The organism is Acinetobacter sp. PC34 (genome assembly GCF_051789135.1).
Taxonomy (GTDB): Bacteria; Pseudomonadota; Gammaproteobacteria; order Pseudomonadales; family Moraxellaceae; genus Acinetobacter; species Acinetobacter johnsonii.
Map to the genome: position 1 here is coordinate 3,413,639 of NZ_CP196664.1, position 19,772 is coordinate 3,433,410.

Here is a 19,772-nt window from a genome sequence, read left to right on the forward strand (position 1 = left end):
ATGTGGAATTTTCCAACACCGCTCCCCGATGAACTAATTTACAGTACCATCGCCCGTGCTGGATTACACCATGGTATTCAAAGTCCTAAACAGCTACTTGATGAGGTCTTCAAAGATAGAAAAGTCGTTGCTACGTTAGATTTGCCTAGTCATTTAAATGCTATCGTACATTTATTACAGCAAACTGGTCATTTTAGTTTAATAGACCTAATTTATAAACACACTATGTTTGGCCTATATGCTCCCTTTGTTCAGGAATCCCATCGACAGAAAGCAATCGCTTTAATGGCTGAGCAGGCATCTGGATCTATTCATCTTATGCTTGGTCTGAATGCTTCCCGAGTCCCCAACAACACCAAACTCCACTACTGCCCAATCTGTATACAGCAACAACGAGAAACTTATGGGGAGTATTTCTGGAATAAGGTCTGGTTTCTACCCAACCTTTCAATATGCCTGAAACATAATTGTTCACTTCTGTCTCAGGATTATATTCAACAACAGCATCGACATCTTTTCTTACCCTTATTACCCAATCAAAATCAGGACACTCCTCATCCCTATTACAAGGAAGATTTCATACTAGGGCAAATGGCTGTAGAGTTATTACGACTTGATCCTCAACCAACTCCAAGCCACGAAAAATGGACTAAATTCTATTTGGAAATGGCTGATGCAAAGAATTTTCGTAGAGGGAATCATGTTTGTCATGAGCAAACTTATGAGCAAGTGATTAAGAAATTTACATGCGATTATCTTGATTCTAAAAATTTAGGTATTGATCCTGATCAAGATTCTTCTTGGCTCAAAACTATTTTTAGAAAGCATCGTAAAACCTTTAGTTTTTTAGAACATTGTATTGTATGGTCCTCGTTTATACCTGAGATGGCACCTAAAGACATTCTGCAATATGTCAGCTCGATTCCAGCAAATCTATATTTTGTAAAAGGACCTATTTTTGCTGATGATGCCCCCTCTATAAAAAAAGAAGAGATACGACAGAAGTGGCAAGATATAGTACTACTGCATGGTGTAAAAACTGGCCGTAACATTAAACCAGGTTCAGCAATTTATATGTGGCTTTATAGAAATGATCGAAATTGGCTATTGGCATTTAATTCAAAACATATATCATGCCCCCCAATTAGAAAAAATAAAATAAATTGGTCCATACGTGATTTTTCAATAACCAAAGAATTATTTAAAGTTTTATACCTTTCAAATGATGACTTAGCTTGTCCGAGAATGTCAAAGAGTTGGTTTCTCCATCAATTATCCAAAGGAAATTCCATTTCCAAAAATTTGCACCAACTACCTTTAAGCTCCAAATTTCTTTCAACTTATTCTGAAGATACAATTGCTTATCAAATACGGAGAATTACCCATGCTATGATCAGGCTTGGTTATACAGAATCCAGTACTAAAGATAAATGGCGGATTTTGCGACTTGCAGGATTAAGTAAAGAAAGGATTACGCAAGAAGCCCAAATTTTCCTAAATATGATTTGTGAGAAGAAGATTTATGCATATTAAAAGCTTTCCTTTAGATACATTGATTACAGGCATAGGACAACTATTTAAATATGATGATAAACCCTGGTTTATTAATCTGTGGGGAGAGACCCAAGAGTCTAAAGCAAAATATAACACCTCATTTTCCCACATGCATTTGCTGGCCAAACGTCGAATTATCAACTCCACCAAAAATGAGCATCGAAAGTCTGGATTTCACCTAAAATTTAGATGTCCTTTACCAGCAGAGTGGATGTCTTTTGCCCAGTCTAAATCAAAATTTCAGTTTTTCGGGTTTGATGCTCTGGCAACCTTTTCAAATGAAGCACAAACTGTCAAGCAGGTCCATATTCAATTGCCACAGCTTGAGTTAGCAAGAGCTTTGTTCTTCCGGAATGCTTACCTCACTCGATCTGCGCTTGAGTTGAACGTGCTGGAAGACGACTTTGATATTCAGAACAAGACTGATCATTACCTAATTAATGTTCTTCCATCATGTGAACGTTCACTTGCACTTTCTCATTTTAATAAACCTGGGTTTCGTCGATTCATTGCATATCTACTTCTAAATAAAAATATAAGAGCTTCATATGAAAGCATCGCTCAACAGTGTCAAGCCTTTGAAAGCATTAATAATAAGGTAAGAACATGGAACTTTAGTTTCATTCCTCCAAATTTAACAGACGTAAACATCGAGGCACATGGTTATTACGACAGTTTAACCAATACATTTAAGATTGATGAAATCATTGGCTTTTCTGGGCTCTCTACCCATATTAATAAACCAGTTTATTTTCATAATGATAAATTTTCTAAAGCAGCAAAAAAATCGGGTAATACCAGTACCATACCACCGAAACCGAATCATGCAGAACCCAAACTCAATGATGAGGAAGAAGCAACGCCTAGCAATAAGCCTACTATTGTAGATGGTCCAACCACTTTACTTGATTTTGATGATCCATTTGAAACTGGGAAAGTTGCAGATAAAACTGGCTCAAAAAATGCTGTTATCGTTGATGATGCCCAAGAGTATATTGATGAATTGATCGGCGATGTTAATGCAGATGAACCAGTGATAGGTGGTTCAGTTAAAGCTGGTGATTTTGAGGGTGCAAAGGATCAAACCAATGATGCTCATTTATATCTAGACCGTTTCTCAGCTTTTATACAGATGCTTTATAAACTTGAGGAAAAGTACGGAATTCAATACACACTAACTTTAAAGGTTTTGCCTGAAGTAGAAGGATTTACCAAACATCTAAAGATTGATGATAAACCACGCTGTATTGCTGAAGTGCATTTTCTTCATCAAGGCCAGCACTTCATTTTACTAGAGGTTGATACATCTGATAATGCGACTCGTCTTTCAACCCAATTATTAAAGCTAAAAGATCTGAACTGTTGGGAAGAAGATTATAAAAAAATTCGTAAATTTGTAGTTCAAAAAACCCTTAATTGGCCGAATAGCTTTATCAAAAAAATAGCAATTCAACACGTCAGATTTAATCATCCACGTATTGATGAGGGTCAAAAAGTCGCTATTGAAGATTTAGAAAGATGGGCAAATCGCATTTATAAGCATCTACATTCTTAGTCTAACTATAACCAAAATTATCTCCGGACATAGATGAAATGTGTTATTTATTGATTTTACTGTATAATTTTTGATAATTAGATTTACTGGAAATCAAACGAGTGTAATTGTAGCTTTAAAAAATTCAACTAGAAAATGTCAAAGGTATATCTAATCGAACTTTTGAACCTGAGATCTTACCTAATAAGGCCTAGTTTACTTGTTGTTCCAAATGGTTTTGGAAAGAGCTCTTTTGCTTGCGCCTTTATTAGCTTATTATGAGCCTGAAAGTGAGAATGATATTGCTCTTAGTTGTTCAAATCTTAAGGAGATGTTTTATGTTTACCTTATAAAACATCATAGAACTAATAGCCAGATTATTATTGAGAACCAACATCCACTATTAAATGTTCAACGCCAAATATCATTGACTGTTTTCACAAAAAATCCACATGAAGGGTGCTTTGGTCTTCTTTAGTTTACAACTTTATTGTCTAAAAAAGAATTAAAACCTTGAACTTAGTTTAAGACTTTAATGTAAAATTCTTAATGATCTAATTCTTTAACTCATTGATTTTATTAAATCATAAGTTTAAAACTTTATTGTTCAAACACATCAAGCGACAGGATTTATCTAGAACCAAATATAGAAGGAAAAGTGAGGTTCAGCAAATGCTTACCATATGTTTAAATACCTTAAAGTTGAAAATTATTTTCAGGAATCTCGAGAGATCACATGACCAAACTCACATGCTTTAAAGCCTACGATATTCGTGGAAAATTAGGTGAAGAATTAAATGAAGACATTGCCTACAAAATTGGCCGGGCTTATGGACAGATCTATCAACCTAAAACAGTAGTAATCGGTTGTGATATTCGTCTCAGCAGTGAGGGCCTGAAACAGGCCACTATTTGCGGTTTAAATGATGCAGGTGTGAATGTCTTGGATTTAGGCATGACCGGTACGGAAGAAGTTTATTTTGGAGCATTCCACCTGGACGTTCAAGGCGGTATTGAAGTCACTGCCAGTCATAATCCAATGGATTACAACGGCATGAAACTGGTGCGTGAAAATGCCCGCCCGATCAGTGCCGATACAGGTTTAAAACAAATTCAAGCGCTGGCTGAAACGGGTACTTTTAATGAGGTTGCAGAAAAAGGCACAAGCAAAAAATATAATATCGTGCCTGAATTTGTCGATCATCTAATGACCTATATCGACCCGAAAAAAATTCGCCCATTAAAACTGGTCGTCAATGCCGGAAACGGTGCTGCAGGGCATGTGATTGATGCAATTGAAGACAAATTTAAAGCTGTAAACATTCCGGTTGAATTTATCAAGATTCACCATGAAGCGGATGGTAACTTCCCAAATGGTATTCCGAATCCAATTCTGGTTGAGAACCGTAATAGCACCCGTGAGGCGGTCATTCAGTATGGTGCGGATATGGGTATTGCATGGGATGGTGACTTCGACCGCTGTTTCCTGTTTGATGAAAAAGGACAGTTCATTGAAGGTTATTATATTGTTGGCCTTTTAGCACAAGCCTTCTTACTCAAACAATCAGGCGAAAAAATTGTCCATGACCCACGTCTAATTTGGAACACCTTTGATGTCGTAGAGAAATATCAAGGTATCCCTGTTCAGTCTAAATCAGGACATTCCTTTATTAAAGACAAAATGCGTGAGCACAATGCTGTTTATGGCGGTGAAATGTCTGCACACCATTATTTCCGCGATTTTTCTTATTGCGATAGTGGAATGATTCCATGGTTGTTGGTTGTTTCCGTACTGTCTGAAACTGGACAATCATTGTCCTCATTGGTTGAAGAGATGATCACTAAATTCCCTTGCTCTGGGGAAATCAATTTTAAAGTGGCAGATACTCAAATCACGATTCAAAAGCTTTTTGACCATTTCGCAGATCAAAATCCAAGTATTGACCACACAGATGGCGTAAGTTTAGATTTTGGTGCTTGGCGCTTTAACGTACGTGCTTCAAACACAGAGCCCCTGTTACGTTTAAATATTGAAACTCGTTTAGACCAACATCCAAAGCCGATGCAAGACTATGTTGATGAATTGACTCGGTTGATTCAAAATTAATTTCTCGGTTTTAAATATAAAAATAGGCACCTTAAGTGCCTATTTTATTGTGCGGAAAAATATTATAGAAAATTATGCTTTGTAGCCTGTGGGATTCTGCTTTTGCCAATTCCAACTGTCTGCCAACATATCTTCTAGTTTATATTTTGGTTTCCATCCCAGTTCACTCACCGCTCGAGCATTATTCGCAAAAGATGTTGCCACATCACCTGAGCGGCGTGGTGCAATTTCATAAGCAACAGCAATGCCGTTCACTCGCTCAAAAGTATTCTTCACTTCCAGAACAGACGAACCATTACCGGTTCCCACATTCCAAGCTCTACAACCTTTAGCTGCCAAACGATTATTCAATGCACATAAATGCGCATTTGCCAAATCTACAACGTGGATATAATCACGAACACCAGTACCATCAACCGTATCGTAATCATCGCCATAAATTGAAAGTTTTTCACGACGACCAACCGCAACTTGCGTCACATAAGGCATCAAATTATTTGGAATACCTTGTGGGTCTTCGCCAATACGACCACTTTTATGCGCACCAACTGGATTGAAATAACGTAAAAGTGCGATTGACCAACGCCCATCAGCAATAGAAAGCTTTTCTAATAATTGTTCAACAATCAGCTTGGTATAACCATAATTATTGGATGGCATACCTGTTGGCATTAATTCATCCAAAGGAGAAATATTCCCTTCATCATAGACTGTTGCTGAAGAACTAAATACCAAATTAAATACATTGGCACGTTCCATTGCTTGAACCAGCTGTATTGATCCTGAAATATTATTATCAAAGTAAGTCAGTGGTATTTGCTGGCTTTCACCTACCGCTTTTAACCCTGCAAAATGAATCACAGCATCAATAGCATACAGAGAGAAAATTTGATCTAAATCACTTTGATTACGTATATCGCCCTGAATAAACTTAAGCGTTTTTCCAGTTAACTCCTGAACACGTTTTAATGACTCTTCCGAGCTATTTGAGAGATTATCTAAAACAATCACATCATGTCCAGCTTCAAGGAGTTCAACACAGGTATGTGAACCGATATAACCTGCCCCACCAGTCACTAAAATATTAGCCATCTAATTTTCCTAATAAAATTTTTAACAAACCCTGAGTCGAAACATCTAATGCCGATAGATCTTGTTGTTGACGATTTAAAATGGGCAATAACTGGTTGGCAATTTCCTTGCCCTTTTCAACACCCCATTGATCGAAAGGGTTAATATTCCACAGCACCGATTGTACAAATACTTTATGTTCATACATCGCGATGAGCATACCTAAGCTATAAGGATTCAGCTCCTGCATTAAAATTGTTGTGCTTGGTTGATTTCCATCATATTTTTTATATTCAGGCAAAGAGGCTAATTCGCTCTGATCTAGTGCTTGATTGCCAAACGCTAATAAACGTGACTGTGCTAAACAATTGGAAAGTGCCAAATGATGTTGTTCAATTAATGCCTCAGCATTATCCACATAGGTAAACTGATTTGCGTTATAACGTTGTATTGGTGCAATGAAGTCACAACTCACCGAATGTGTCCCTTGATGCAACAGTTGATAAAATGCATGTTGCGCATTCGGTCCCACCTCGCCCCATACAATCGGACAGGTATCCCATTCAACTTTTTCACCATTGCGTTGGATCGACTTACCATTCGATTCCATCTCAAGCTGCTGTAGATAGGATGCAAAGTACTTGAGGCGACCGTCATACGGTAAAACAGCATGGGTTTGAATGTCTAAGAAATTATTATTCCAAGCGCCTAAAAGCCCCATCAAGACAGGAATATTCTGCTCAAAAGGAGCATGTTGAAAATGCTGGTCAATGGCATAAGCACCCGCTAAAAACTGCTTAAATCCATTCACTCCAATAGTTAAAGCAATTGGAAGTCCAATACACGACCATAAAGAATAACGACCACCCACCCAATCCCACAATAAAAATTGATTCTCTGGCGCGATCCCCCAAGCAGTCATTTTTTCAGGCTTGGTCGAGACACCAATAAAATGGTGCTTTAAGGTTTGAGCCTCTTGACCTAATGCTTTTTCAAGCCACAGACGTACCGTTTGCGCATTGGAGAGGGTATCAATCGTACCAAATGACTTTGACGAGATAATAAACAAGGTTGTTTCTGGACGCAGTTTATGCAGAAGTTCTGAAAGCTGACTGCCATCTATGGTTGAAACAAAATGCAGATTTAAAGGCTTTTGTGTCGATTTTTTAAAGTCAGATAATGCATGGCTGACCATCAGTGGTCCTAGGTCAGATCCCCCCACACCAATATTCACCACATCTTGAATCACTTCACCCGTCGCACCCCGGTATTGGCCCTCGTGAATTTTGTTGACCAATGCATACATTTTTTGCAGTTGTTCATGAACCTGATCGGCAATAGCTTGATGCTGTTGATCGCATTTTGGTAAACGTAACGCCCAATGCATGGCTGAACGGTGTTCAGTATAGTTAATCGCTGTACTTGAAAATAAGGTTTTAATCCGATTGGTTAAATCTCGTGCCTGCGCCCACTGTACTAAAGAATCAACTACGGTTCGATCAATACGATGTTTACTAAAATCAAAAATAATCGGCTCTAATACGACAGAGAGCTGCTCAAAACGAGTCGAATCATCTGCAAAAAGATCATTCAGATGATGCTGTTCAAAATGAGCTTTCAAGCCCTGCAGTCGGGCAATGGCTGTATTAATATCTTCGACGGGATACGGTTTATTTTGATTCTTCATCGCCCGACTCCCTGATAGGCAAAGCCTTGGGCTTTGACATAACATGGATCATAAATATTTCGACCATCTAAAATCAGTGGGTGCTGCATTTTTTTGAGTAATTCTGGGTAATTAGGGCTCCAGTACTGCTTCCAAGCGGTTAATAAGCACAAAGCATGTGCTCCCTCAACGGCCTCATATTGATTGGTACAGTAAATCAAATCTTCTCGATGCCCATAATGTTTTTCAATTTCTGCCAGTGCCTGAGGATCATGCAATTTGACCACCATATTTTGTGCCCAAAGCGCTTTTAACATGGCATGAATTGGAGACTGCTGAATGCGAGACGTGTTTTCTTTAAATGATGCACCCCAAATCGCAATCACCTTACCCGCTAAATCCCCATGATAATAATTCCATAATTTACGAAAGAGAATTTCTTTTTGCTGCTCATTGATATCCCAAACTTGTGCCAATAATTGGCTCTTTGCCCCAGTACCTGAAACAGTATTTGCCAATGTTAAGACATCATGAGAGAAATTTTCACCACCAAAGCCAGCTCCCGGATAAAGATATGACGCACCAATTCTGCTATCTGCTGCCAAGCCTTGACGTACATGCTCAATATCAATGCCTAGCTTCTCAGCCACCACGGCTAAATCGTTAATATAGCTGATGCGGGTTGCCAACATGCCTGAAACACTGAGTTTAGTAAACTCAGCATCTAAAACAGGCATAAACAAATATTGTTGTTCTCTTGGAAATAAGGGACGAAGTAACTCTCGAATTTTAATTTGGCTTGTTTCGCTTGAGCAACCTACAGTCAACTGTTTAGCCTGTAGTAAACTTTGCAAAGCGTTACCCTCTTGGATCACGTCAGGCAAATATACCCAATCATCATCCGTTAAGATTTTTTCAAATTTTTCAGTGCCGTGTAACCCTAAAGTCGAGGCATTGATCATCAATTTAGGATGAATAATAGGGCGCTGTTTGAGTTCTTTTAAAATTTCAATGCCTTGCGATTCTTCTGTCGGACTCAGACTAAAAAAGTAAGCATCGATATCGAGAGGAATCGCATTAAAATTGCAGTATTGCAGAAATCCACTTTTTTCTTGCTTATGGAGTAGATTGATCACAGCATCATCTTGGGTATAGGCTTGCTCTGAAGCCGACCTTTTTAAGATATCGCACCAAAAGACCTGATGTCCACATTCAGCTAGCAATGCCGCCATAACACCTGAATACAGGGTTTGTCCAAATACTGCAACTTTCATAAGAGTTTCCCGCTGATCATTAAAGCTCTTGGATAAGCGCTTTAAATGCCTCACCCAACGTCGGGTGATCAACCCCATAATGCAAAACAGCTTTTAAATAACCCAGTTTACTACCACAATCAAAAGTTTGACCTTTCATACGATAGGCTTCAACAGTATTGGTCTGTTGTAGCATGGCAATTGCATCGGTTAATTGAATTTCGTTACCCGCACCTTTCGGTGTTTGTTCCAAAAGTTGCATAATCTCAGCGGGCAAAATATAGCGTCCGACCACAGATAAATTAGACGGTGCTGAACCCACTGCTGGTTTTTCAACAATACCTTGCATCACTATACTTTGACCTTCATTGGGTACAGAAGCTACATCAACAATACCATACTGATCAACCAAATGGTCAGGCACCGCTTCAACCATAATTTGTGAAGCATGTGTTTCATTGAAACGCTGAATCATTAAGCTCAAATCATTAGTTAGATCAGCATCTTTAACTAGAACATCAGGTAACAGCACAGCAAAATCATCATTTCCCACAATCGACTTTGCACATAAAACTGCATGTCCAAGTCCTAAGGGTTGCGGCTGGCGCACACTGACTACGCTGACATGTGCGGGCAGAATATCCTTAATCTCTTTGAGTAAATCAAATTTTTGCTTCTGCTCGAGCGTTGTTTCAAGCTCAAAGTTACGATCAAAATAGTTTTCAATCGATGCTTTAGATGAATGCGTGACTAAAATGATCTGCTCAATACCCGCCGCGACAGCTTCTTTCACAACGTACTCAATCGCTGGGCGGTCAACGACTGTCACCATCTCTTTCGGAATGGACTTACTTGCAGGTAAAAAACGGGTTCCTAGACCCGCAACAGGAAGAATGGCTTTTTTAATTGTCATCACAGATCCAGACATTTGCGTTCATTAAATCATTAAAGCTTAGTTTACCTTAACTTCTCGACTTCGGTGATAGCCATCAACATAATGTTCTAACTGAGTAAGTGCCCAGTCAATGTCTTGATCAATTGCAGTTAAGCCATAAATGCGTTCGAAAATCGGCAATAATTCATCTAAAGAGAAATGCTTTTCAAATGAACGTAAGATTCGACTATGCTCAGTTAACTGTGTATCTTCATGATCAATTAGCAACTCTTCATATAACTTTTCACCTGGACGTAATCCAGAGTATTCAATGGCAATGTCGCCAATATCCGACCCTTCTTCACGCATTTTTAAGCCACTCAACGCGATCATCTGACGGGCCAAATCTTGAATACGAACAGGCTCTCCCATGTCCAGTAAGAATACATCTCCGCCAGCACCTAGAGCACCAGCCTGAATGACTAACTGTGATGCTTCAGGAATCGTCATAAAATAACGCGTCACTTCAGGGTGTGTCACTGTAATTGGGCCACCTTTTGCTATCTGCTGTTTGAACAGAGGAACAACGGAACCTGAAGAACCTAATACATTCCCAAAACGAACAATACTAATTTGAGTTTGCTGCTGTGCTTCTGCCATCGCTTGACAGTACAGCTCAGCCATTCGCTTAGACGCTCCCATTACATTGGTCGGACGCACAGCCTTGTCTGTTGAAATCAGTACAAAAGTCTCTACACCTTTTTTAATCGCAGCATTCACACTAAAGGCTGTACCAATAGAGTTATTTTTGAGTCCTGCAATTGGATTACACTCGACCAATGGAACATGCTTATAAGCCGCTGCATGGTATACAGTTTGTACATTATACTGCTCAATTACACGCTCAAGTTTAGCTTCGTCGAGAACTGTCCCTAAAATCGGAATAATTTCTACTTGTGACTTAAGACGTAACTCTTTATCAATACTATACAGTGCAAATTCAGTAAGCTCATAAATAACCAATTTCTGTGGGTTATTCTTTATAATTTGTCGACAAAGTTCTGAACCAATAGAACCACCTGCCCCTGTGACCATCACTACTTTATGTTGAATATTTTTGGCCAATAACTCGGGGATCGGCGGAACAGGATCACGCCCAAGTAAATCAATAATGTCTACTTCTCGGATGTCTGAGACTTTAATGTCGCCATCTACAAGCTTGGTAAGGCCAGGAATTTCGGTAATTTTAATATGTGCAGGTTCAAGAAATTGAACTATTTCACTTTTGCGCGTACGCCCTACAGATGGTAAAGCAATGAGAATTTCATCAACTGTTTCTCTTTCCAGACGTTTTAGCGCATGTTCAGCATTATAAACTTTTAAACCACCAATAATTTGCCCTGATAACGACTGTTCATCATCAATAAAAAATAAAGGAAAATGCTCATCAGAACGACTCAACATTGCCGCAATTTGTTGGCCTGCATATCCAGCCCCATAGATCACGATTTTTCTTTTTGGAATATCAGTTTGCAAACATGCCCGCACAATAAATCGAATAGCACCACGGCTAAACCAAACCCAGGAAAACATGAAGAAACCAAACATCAAAGGAATTGATGTCGGAATAAAAGCCTCTGTACAATATGCCAGTCCAAAAAGTCCAAGGACGGTTAACCCTGTTGCAATCGCTAAGCGTGTAAAGAACACCTCATTGAATGTACGAACAATAAAATGATATGTTCCACAAATCAATAACATAGTGATTGCTAAAACACTTACCCAGAGTGATCCGAATGAGATATTAGGAACAACTTCTGCCCCTAGGTTAAATTCACGTAATGCGTAGCTCAACCAAATCAAGACAGGAAAAACTAAAAAATCCAAAAGGATTAAAAATAATTGTTTGGCATATCGTGGCGATGTAACCAAAGGCAGAATGACTGATTTCACAGGGTGAGTCTTCTCTATGCTATTTATATAAGTAAACTAAATGTGTTTTTAAGTTATTTGCTACCCACAAACAAATGTAAAAATGTAAAGTGAATGCAAAACCGAAACATTCACTTTACATCAGAACATTTAAATTCTAGTAAGTACTTGTTCAATAGCAGAAATAGTTTGATTAATACTATCTTCACTCAAAGTTGGATGAACTAAAAACATTAAACTACTTTCACCTAGTTTTTGTGCGTTCTGAAGTCGTTGAGCAGGACGCCAAGGCGTATTGTCAAAAGCATGCTCTAAATACACTTCTGAACAAGAACCACTAAAGCAAGGAACACCTAATTCAGCAATTTCATTCATAATACGATCACGAGACCACCCTTCCGGTAATTGATCTACATTTACTTGAACATAACACTTATAAGCGGCATGTACATAATCATTCGAAGGCTGAAAAACGGTTATATATGGGGTCTTTTCAAATGCTGAATAAATGCGCTGCATATTATGATTACGAATTTCAGTCCATTCAGCCATTTTTTTCAATTGAATACGCCCAATGACTGCTTGCATTTCCATCATGCGCCAGTTGGTGCCAAAAGAGTCATGTAGCCAACGAAATCCTGGTGGGTGTTGCTTGTTATAAATACTGTCGAAGTTTTTGCCATGATCTTTATAAGACCACATTTTTTTCCATAACGCTTCATCATTAGTGGTGACCATGCCGCCCTCGCCACCAGTTGTCATAATCTTATCCTGACAGAAAGACCAAGCACCAATATGCCCAATAGAACCCGCAGGTTTCCCCTTATATTGTGCGCCATGCGCTTGTGCACAATCTTCAATCACATATAAACCACGCTCAGCTGCAAGTTGCATGATTGGATCCATATCACACATCCAACCTGCCAAATGGACACAAATAATCGCTTTAGTATTTGGCGTTAGTACAGCTTCAATAGTCCGAGCCGAAATATTTTGTGAATCCAATTCAACATCTGCGAATATAGGATTAGCACCAGCCGTTACAATCGAGCTTGCTGAAGCGAGGAAAGTCCGTGAAGTGACAATCACGTCATCACCAACTCCAATTCCCAGAGCTTTTAAAGCGACATCTAGGGCAACGGTACCGTTGGTTAAAGCCACGGCATATTGTGTTCCTGCAAATGTTGCGAATTCTTTTTCAAATTCACGGCATTCTTGACCCGTCCAATAGTTTACCTTATTCGACAGCAGTACTTTAGATACAGCATCTGCTTCTTCTTGCGTAAAGCTTGGCCATGGTTCAAATGCAGTGTTTAACATATTTATTTCCTAGTTAAATTCTTACAAAAATCTTTATTTTTTCTCTAAAATTCGGGCTGGATTACCCACGACGGTAACACCTGCGGGAACACTTTTGGTCACTACTGCACCCATACCAACGATTGCACCTTTACCAATTACCAATGGTCTATCTGGTGTGCCTTGTTTGATCACAGCGCCAGTACCGATATAGGCATGGTCTTCTATATGAATATTGCCATTACATTTAACACCTGGAGCAAAGGTAACGTAGTCACCAATCACACAATCATGCTCGACATAACTGTATAAATTGGCATGGAAACATTTGCCGATTTTGATATTTGATGTAATTGAAACAAAAGGGCTTAATGCCGCACCTTCATCAATTTCAATATTGTCCATCATGACCACATTATCAGCTTGGACAGTCCACAATTGAAGACCATCCATGACGAGCTGATTAGCAAGCTTTTCACGAATTTGACTATTTGCAATGGCAATCAATACAAACTTTTGAGCAGCATTTAAATTTTTAAAAGACTGGTAGTTTAATGCAGTATGTCCATTTACAATCTGCTGTTCTTGTAGACTGTCATCAATAAAATAGATTTCGGCCGAAACACCTAAACGCTGTAATTGTTGTCGTGCCACAGGCATTAAACTACGACCACAACCCGATGCGCCATAAATTGCATACAGCACGTCAGTCATGATGCTGCCCCAGCTTAGTGCCCGTGAACTTTGTTATAGTCGCTTCACCTTCTGCACTAATGTCATCTTTAGCAATCACTTTCTGTACAGTCTTCAACATGATTTTAAAGTCGAGCCAGATGGACTGGTTTTCAACATACCATGTGTCTAATTTGAATTTTTCTTCCCAACTAATTGCATTACGCCCATTGACCTGTGCGTGCCCAGTCATACCTGGACGTACATCATGACGTTTGGCTTGTTCTTTATTGTATAAAGGTAGATATTCCATCAGTAACGGACGTGGACCTACAACACTCATATCTCCTTTAATTACATTCCAAAGCTCAGGCATTTCATCCAGACTGGTCGAACGTAACATTTTGCCAAAAGGTGTTAAACGCTCACTATCTGGTAATGGATTGCCTTGTTCATCCAGTGCATCTTTCATAGTACGAAATTTAATCATTTCAAAAGGTTTACCATGCAAACCTGGACGAACCTGACGGAATAAGACTGGCGAGCCTAAGTTCTTTTTTACCTTATATGCTACATAAAAATATAAAGGTGAAAGCAATACCAAAGCAATTGAAGCAATAACGATATCCAGTAAACGTTTAAGCATATTACGCTCCTGTGACCCAATCAGAAAACTTCTGCGAAAGAATAGAACGATTAAACTGTTCTCTGGCAACCTGCTGACCATTTCTGCCCATTTCAATCAGTCGTTCGCGCTGATTCGCTGCTTGTTCCAAGGCATCGGCAAACGCTTGAGGATTCTCTGGGGGTACAGCAAAACCACATTGCTCTTTGGTAATTAACTCCGCTAACCAACCCGGATAATTATTTAAAACGGGCAAGCCTGCTGAAATGTAATCAAAAAATTTATTTGGTGAGGTTCCATAATAAAAGGCAGGGACATTGGCTAAAATTTGTAACCCAATATCCGCACTGGCCATAAGACCTGCCAACTTTGCTTTATTAACGGGATTATGAAAAATCACATTATCCAATTGAAGCTCGACCGCTCGTTCAAGCAATGCTTTTTTCTGCATGCCATCACCAACCAGAACCAATTTAATGTCCGTTCTTTGACGTTTTTTCAATTCAACTGCTGCGTCTAGCACGGCATTAAGACTATTGGCCAAGCCATGTGTCCCAGTAAAAATGGCCATGAGGTCAGTTGGTTGAACGCCCTCAGGTCGCCATGCTTGATGTTCAGATGCAAAAATATCTAAATCACAACCATTTGGAATAGAGGCTACTTTTTCAGGGGCAATCCCTCGTTTAATAATGCCGTCCACAATACCTGGAGACAATCCCACTAAACGATCAGCTGAATGATAAGAGGTCCACTCAAGCACAGACATCATCCATAAAACCACTGGATTTTTGATCACACCCATCGCTTTAGGAAGCTCTGGCCATAAATCCCGAACCTCAAAAACGAATGGTTTACGTCGAAACCACTTGGCAAAAATACCTGGAATACCAGCAGTTAATGGCGTTGTTGTCGCAAATACAACATCGTATTGTTCAGTCAAAGCAACCTTGATCGATTTGAAAGCAAAACTTAAAAAAATTAAAATACGCTTGAGAAAAGAAAGCGTATTTGAATAAGGCAGTTCAAATTCTATGATATCGATGCCATCGACCATACCACGGCGCATTCCTTTATTAAAAGGCTGGGTTAAACCCGTTTGACCTGCACCAAAAGAACCACAAACCATCGTCACTTGATGACCATTACGAATGAGCGATTGAGCCATAGCGTAGGAACGGATTCCTGCTGACCCTTTAGGTGTTGAAAAATGCTGATGGAAATATAAAATTTTCATGTTAAATCTTTAATTACAGTAAAAATTGTAGTCGCTTGTGTAGCAATCACTTCTAGAACAGGCACTTTGCTCTTTTGATAGTAGTACCTAGACTCCTCTCCCTCACTCCAACGAAGGGTGATCGGATGCTCAGCCTCTAAAATAATCTCCACTTTACCATTGCTTAGAACATTGTTCTCAAGAGCCCAATGATCTGGCTGTAAACGCCAACGTAAGATCGCCTGTTGCTTAAAACCAGAGATATTATCTGCTATTTTAATTGCATTATCTGTTAATGAAATTTTACGGTGGTGGGTACAACCCCAATGATCTTGATAACCACAACCAAATTCATTAGCGCTATACACTAATTCTTTTGGTGTCAGCCATGCACCAAATAAAAAGCGACTTAAACGCGGCATTTGTTGATGTTGATCAAACTCAACGGTATTGTGACTGGCAACGCCAGAAAAGTAATTTAAATCTTCTACGGTGGAATTATAACTATAAGTTCCGCCATCGCGTAAAAGGTTTTGTCCTTTAAACCACACATCTAGATGTAACGCATCACATTGACTTGGACGAAATTTGAATTTCGGCAATTTGAGTGCAATAAAGAAATTATGAGTTTGAGACGTGATTAACCCGCTTTCATTAAAAAATTGATTTCGCGAAGGCAGCTCAAAGTTTTGTTGCTTCAATTTTTGTATTTGAAAGAACGTTAGACTTTCATCATATGAATCTGGTTCTGAATAATAACTATGTTGATGGAATAAGGTACTTGCCAACTGAACTGTTGGTCTAAAATCACGATAATCCGTTTGGCTTATAGGAATCAGTCGCGCACCATCATTGGCACCTAAATTAGGGACATCCCCATCAGCTTGGGTTAATACATATAACCAGTCTGTCGCTTTCTGCAATTGACGGTATAGTTGTCCTGAAAAAGGCTTCAATTCGAATTTTTGGCGGACGATTTCAGCTAAGCAATAAGAATCCAGCATCACGCGATGGTAATTAATCGAATATTGACTAAAACCGCCATCTTGCATAATGAGCTTGCTTGCACGGTTCAGCAACCATTTCTCACCCAATGCCTGCCATTGCTGATATTGAGGCTTAGGTTTCCAAAGATTTAGAACAGCCCCACCAATATACAATGCAGCTGCCTCAGAGGTCCCATGATTATTATCCTGAGCAATGGCATAATCAATTGTAGGTTCAATACGCTTTAAATGTGCCTCGATAAGTGCACAGACATTGTCATGTGGATGCTGCTCTTGCTCTAAACCGATGAGTGCAGTAATGATATGCATGACACGGATGGATGCTTCCTGCCCACATTTCCAATTCGGCCCAAAATAAGCAGGGTTCTTCTCACACCAATCATTCAACCATAAATCAAGCTGAACCAGTGCTTGCCCATCTCTCACTTGACGCTCGTGTAGCACAAGGTCTATTAGCCAGTCAAAACGAGAAGCCTCCCAAATGCCTTTAATATCACCAACATTTCCATCAAAATCTGGAATTTGATACCACGCCTTCTCTGTATTTTGAAAGGTATGTTGGGTTAAAGGGCTATAGAACCAATTCGGCAGCTGTCCAGCCACTGGATACTTGAGGTATCCAAAGGCTGTTAACGTTGAGTTTACGGGCACATTCATTGTGCCAGTGGGTGCACTCTGACTAAAGAAGCAACCCGCTGGCAATTGTGCAGACAGCTTTTGTACAGGGTTTAAACCTGTTTTTACGCCCACACGATATTTAAACACTCTGAACAAATTAAACAGCCCTAATGCAAGCGCTGTTTGACCTTTCATAAGTAAACTCATGTTTGTGCTCTTAAAATTTCAGCCACCTGAATAGTCACTCTAGCAACTTCAAAAATTTCATCAGCAGGAATTGGTGCTTCTTTTCCATCTCGAATACTGTCTACAAAGACCGCAGCACAAGCATCTTGACCTTTATCTTGACGCCACAGATTCATCTTGTTAAATCCAGGCCAGCCAAATGCTTTTAGCTTTCTGAAATTATCTAATTGTAGTACTCGACCTGCTGTAAAGACTTCTACACGCTCTTTAGGGAAGCTTGAAGCGCCATTTGCTAAGTAGAAAATGGTGCCAAATGAACCATCTTCAAAACCAAGCGTAATTGAAGCCTTATCTTCTAGAACCTGTACTGCATCAGTTTCGCCCATACGTCGAGCCTGAATAGAAACAATTTTTGAACCTGCTAGGAAGCGCATCAAGTCGATAAAGTGACATGCTTCTCCAATGATACGCCCACCACCAACTGCATTATCTTGTGTCCAATGATCCGCCGGTATCGCACCTGCATTCATGGTCATGATAAAACTCTTCGGCTCTTTTACTGTATCCAGCAAAGTTTTCATTTTTTGCACTTGTGGTGAGAAACGACGATTGAAGCCCACCATGACTCGTGCATATTGATTATTCTGGATATTTTGATTGTAGACCGTTTCAATTTTTTCAATTTCTTCGACAGTCAGAGCCAATGGCTTTTCAACAAAAACATTCTTACCTGCCGATAAAACTCTTTCTACAAAGTATGCATGGCTATTATGGCGGGTCGCAATCGCGACGGTATTAATATCTTTATTATTTAATAAACCATCCAGATCTGTCGAAGCTTCGGCAAATCCTGTTTTTTCTCCATGAATAACCCCATTAATGCCGCCAGAGGTTACGATGGTGTGTAATTGAGAAGATGCTTTTTTGAAAGCAGGAATCAAGATACGAGAAGCATAGTTACCCGCACCAATAAAACCTACGACAGCATTTTTTGGCTCAATAGAAATTGGGCGTAAAACCACTCGTTTTTCTAAACGAGTTTCGACTGGAGAGTTATATTTAAGCAATAAACCCAAACCAGATTTGTCTTCCGTCAATGCATCATACGCTTTAGGTGCATCTTCAAATTCAAATCGTTGCGTGATCAACGGCTCTACATTTAAAGTACCTGCAGCCATCATATCCAAAACGGCAACAAAGTTACGTTGTTCTGTCCAACGAACAAAGCCAAGTGGATAGTCATTACCCTTGTCTTCATATTCGGTATCATAACGACCTGGACCATAAGAACAAGAAACTTGAAAACTGAGTTCTTTTTCATAAAAATCGGCACGATTTAACTCTAAGCCAGTTACACCAACTAAAATAATGCGACCGCGTTTTCGACTCATGCGTGCTGCTTGAATAACAGGATCACTGACCTTGGTTGAAGCGGTAATAATGACACCATCTACACCCGCACCACGACTAAATGCTAGACCCACAGCAACTGGATCTTCACCTTTACCAGGATTACAGATCTCTGCACCAAATTGTTTTGCCAAATCTAATTTACTTTGGTCGAAATCAATAGCGAGAACGCGACAGCCATTTGCTCTTAGCATCTGAATGGTGAGTAGACCAATAAGACCCGCACCAGTCACGACAAAGCTTTCGCCCAAAGTTGGTTGAGCAAGACGGATACCTTGCAAGCCAATACTTGCGACGACAGCAAAAGAAGCAGTTTCATCACTGACATTATCTGGAATTTTTGCACAAAGGTTTTTAGGTACTTTCACCATATCAGCATGGGGACCATTTGACACAACACGATCGCCAACTTGGAAATCATCTACATTTGCACCTACTTCATGCACGATACCCACATTGCAATAACCTAATGCAAGGGGTTGAGCCAGCTTAGACTTTACAGCGTCATACGTGGTTAACAGGCCATCTGTCTGTACTTTTTCCAGTACCATTTTGACTTTTTCAGGTTGCTGGCGTGCTTTATCAATTAAAGAAGCTTTACCAAACCCCACTAACATCCGCTCTGTACCCGCAGAAATAAGCGAAGTCGTTGTGGAAATCAGTAAATGACCTTTTGAACATTGTGGTACTGGAGCCTCGGTTACAGTGGTACCACCATTCGCCATATCTTGAAGAATTTGTTTCATAAAAT

Annotated in this window: 14 protein-coding genes; 3 read left to right on the top strand and 11 right to left on the bottom strand. The window is 39.6% G+C overall.

Going from position 1 to position 19,772, the window contains the following annotated elements; all coding sequences use genetic code 11:
- From ACSC9N_RS16620 to ACSC9N_RS16630, 3 genes are all read left to right on the top strand, one after another.
- Complete coding sequence (locus ACSC9N_RS16620; protein ID WP_114836451.1) at positions 1-1,533, top strand: TnsD family Tn7-like transposition protein; 1,533 nt, start codon at positions 1-3, stop codon at positions 1,531-1,533.
- On the top strand, positions 1,523-3,109 hold the full coding sequence (locus ACSC9N_RS16625; RefSeq protein ID WP_395474924.1) for a Tn7-like element transposition protein TnsE: 1,587 nt from the start codon (positions 1,523-1,525) through the stop codon (positions 3,107-3,109). The genes ACSC9N_RS16620 and ACSC9N_RS16625 overlap by 11 nt, the downstream gene beginning before the upstream one ends.
- Before the next feature lie 715 nt (positions 3,110-3,824).
- Positions 3,825-5,195 (top strand): phosphomannomutase CpsG, encoded by a 1,371-nt coding sequence (locus ACSC9N_RS16630; RefSeq protein WP_178895899.1) that lies wholly within the window; start codon positions 3,825-3,827, stop codon positions 5,193-5,195.
- 72 nt (positions 5,196-5,267) lie between these two features.
- On the opposite strand, the gene galE is transcribed toward ACSC9N_RS16630, so the two are convergent.
- From galE to ACSC9N_RS16685, 11 genes are all read right to left on the bottom strand, one after another.
- Entirely contained in the window at positions 5,268-6,287 is a 1,020-nt protein-coding gene (galE, locus tag ACSC9N_RS16635; RefSeq protein WP_291389331.1) for a UDP-glucose 4-epimerase GalE, read from the bottom strand.
- Entirely contained in the window at positions 6,280-7,953 is a 1,674-nt protein-coding gene (pgi, locus tag ACSC9N_RS16640; protein WP_395474925.1) for a glucose-6-phosphate isomerase, read from the bottom strand. Before pgi ends, galE begins: the two co-directional genes overlap by 8 nt.
- Positions 7,950-9,206 (bottom strand): UDP binding domain-containing protein, encoded by a 1,257-nt coding sequence (locus ACSC9N_RS16645; protein ID WP_395474926.1) that lies wholly within the window; start codon positions 9,204-9,206, stop codon positions 7,950-7,952. Before ACSC9N_RS16645 ends, pgi begins: the two co-directional genes overlap by 4 nt.
- 19 nt (positions 9,207-9,225) lie before the next feature.
- On the bottom strand, positions 9,226-10,098 hold the full coding sequence (gene galU, locus ACSC9N_RS16650) for a UTP--glucose-1-phosphate uridylyltransferase GalU (RefSeq protein WP_218289158.1): 873 nt from the start codon (positions 10,096-10,098) through the stop codon (positions 9,226-9,228).
- A 39-nt stretch (positions 10,099-10,137) separates the two neighbouring features.
- A complete protein-coding gene (locus ACSC9N_RS16655) occupies positions 10,138-12,012 on the bottom strand; it encodes a polysaccharide biosynthesis protein (protein WP_395474928.1) in 1,875 nt (624 codons plus the stop codon).
- Between the two features lie 129 nt (positions 12,013-12,141).
- Positions 12,142-13,311 (bottom strand): DegT/DnrJ/EryC1/StrS family aminotransferase, encoded by a 1,170-nt coding sequence (locus ACSC9N_RS16660; protein ID WP_395474929.1) that lies wholly within the window; start codon positions 13,309-13,311, stop codon positions 12,142-12,144.
- Between the two features lie 33 nt (positions 13,312-13,344).
- Complete coding sequence (locus ACSC9N_RS16665) at positions 13,345-14,004, bottom strand: acetyltransferase (RefSeq protein WP_395474930.1); 660 nt, start codon at positions 14,002-14,004, stop codon at positions 13,345-13,347.
- Positions 13,997-14,608, bottom strand: coding sequence for a sugar transferase (locus ACSC9N_RS16670; protein WP_395474931.1), 612 nt, complete (start codon positions 14,606-14,608; stop codon positions 13,997-13,999). Before ACSC9N_RS16670 ends, ACSC9N_RS16665 begins: the two co-directional genes overlap by 8 nt.
- 1 nt (position 14,609) lies before the next feature.
- Positions 14,610-15,821, bottom strand: a complete 1,212-nt coding sequence (locus ACSC9N_RS16675) for a glycosyltransferase family 4 protein (protein ID WP_395474932.1) — start codon at positions 15,819-15,821, stop codon at positions 14,610-14,612.
- Positions 15,818-17,632, bottom strand: a complete 1,815-nt coding sequence (locus ACSC9N_RS16680; RefSeq protein WP_395474933.1) for a heparinase II/III domain-containing protein — start codon at positions 17,630-17,632, stop codon at positions 15,818-15,820. Before ACSC9N_RS16680 ends, ACSC9N_RS16675 begins: the two co-directional genes overlap by 4 nt.
- Complete coding sequence (locus tag ACSC9N_RS16685) at positions 17,629-19,767, bottom strand: bi-domain-containing oxidoreductase (protein WP_395474934.1); 2,139 nt, start codon at positions 19,765-19,767, stop codon at positions 17,629-17,631. Before ACSC9N_RS16685 ends, ACSC9N_RS16680 begins: the two co-directional genes overlap by 4 nt.
- Between the last annotated feature and the right edge of the window lie 5 nt (positions 19,768-19,772).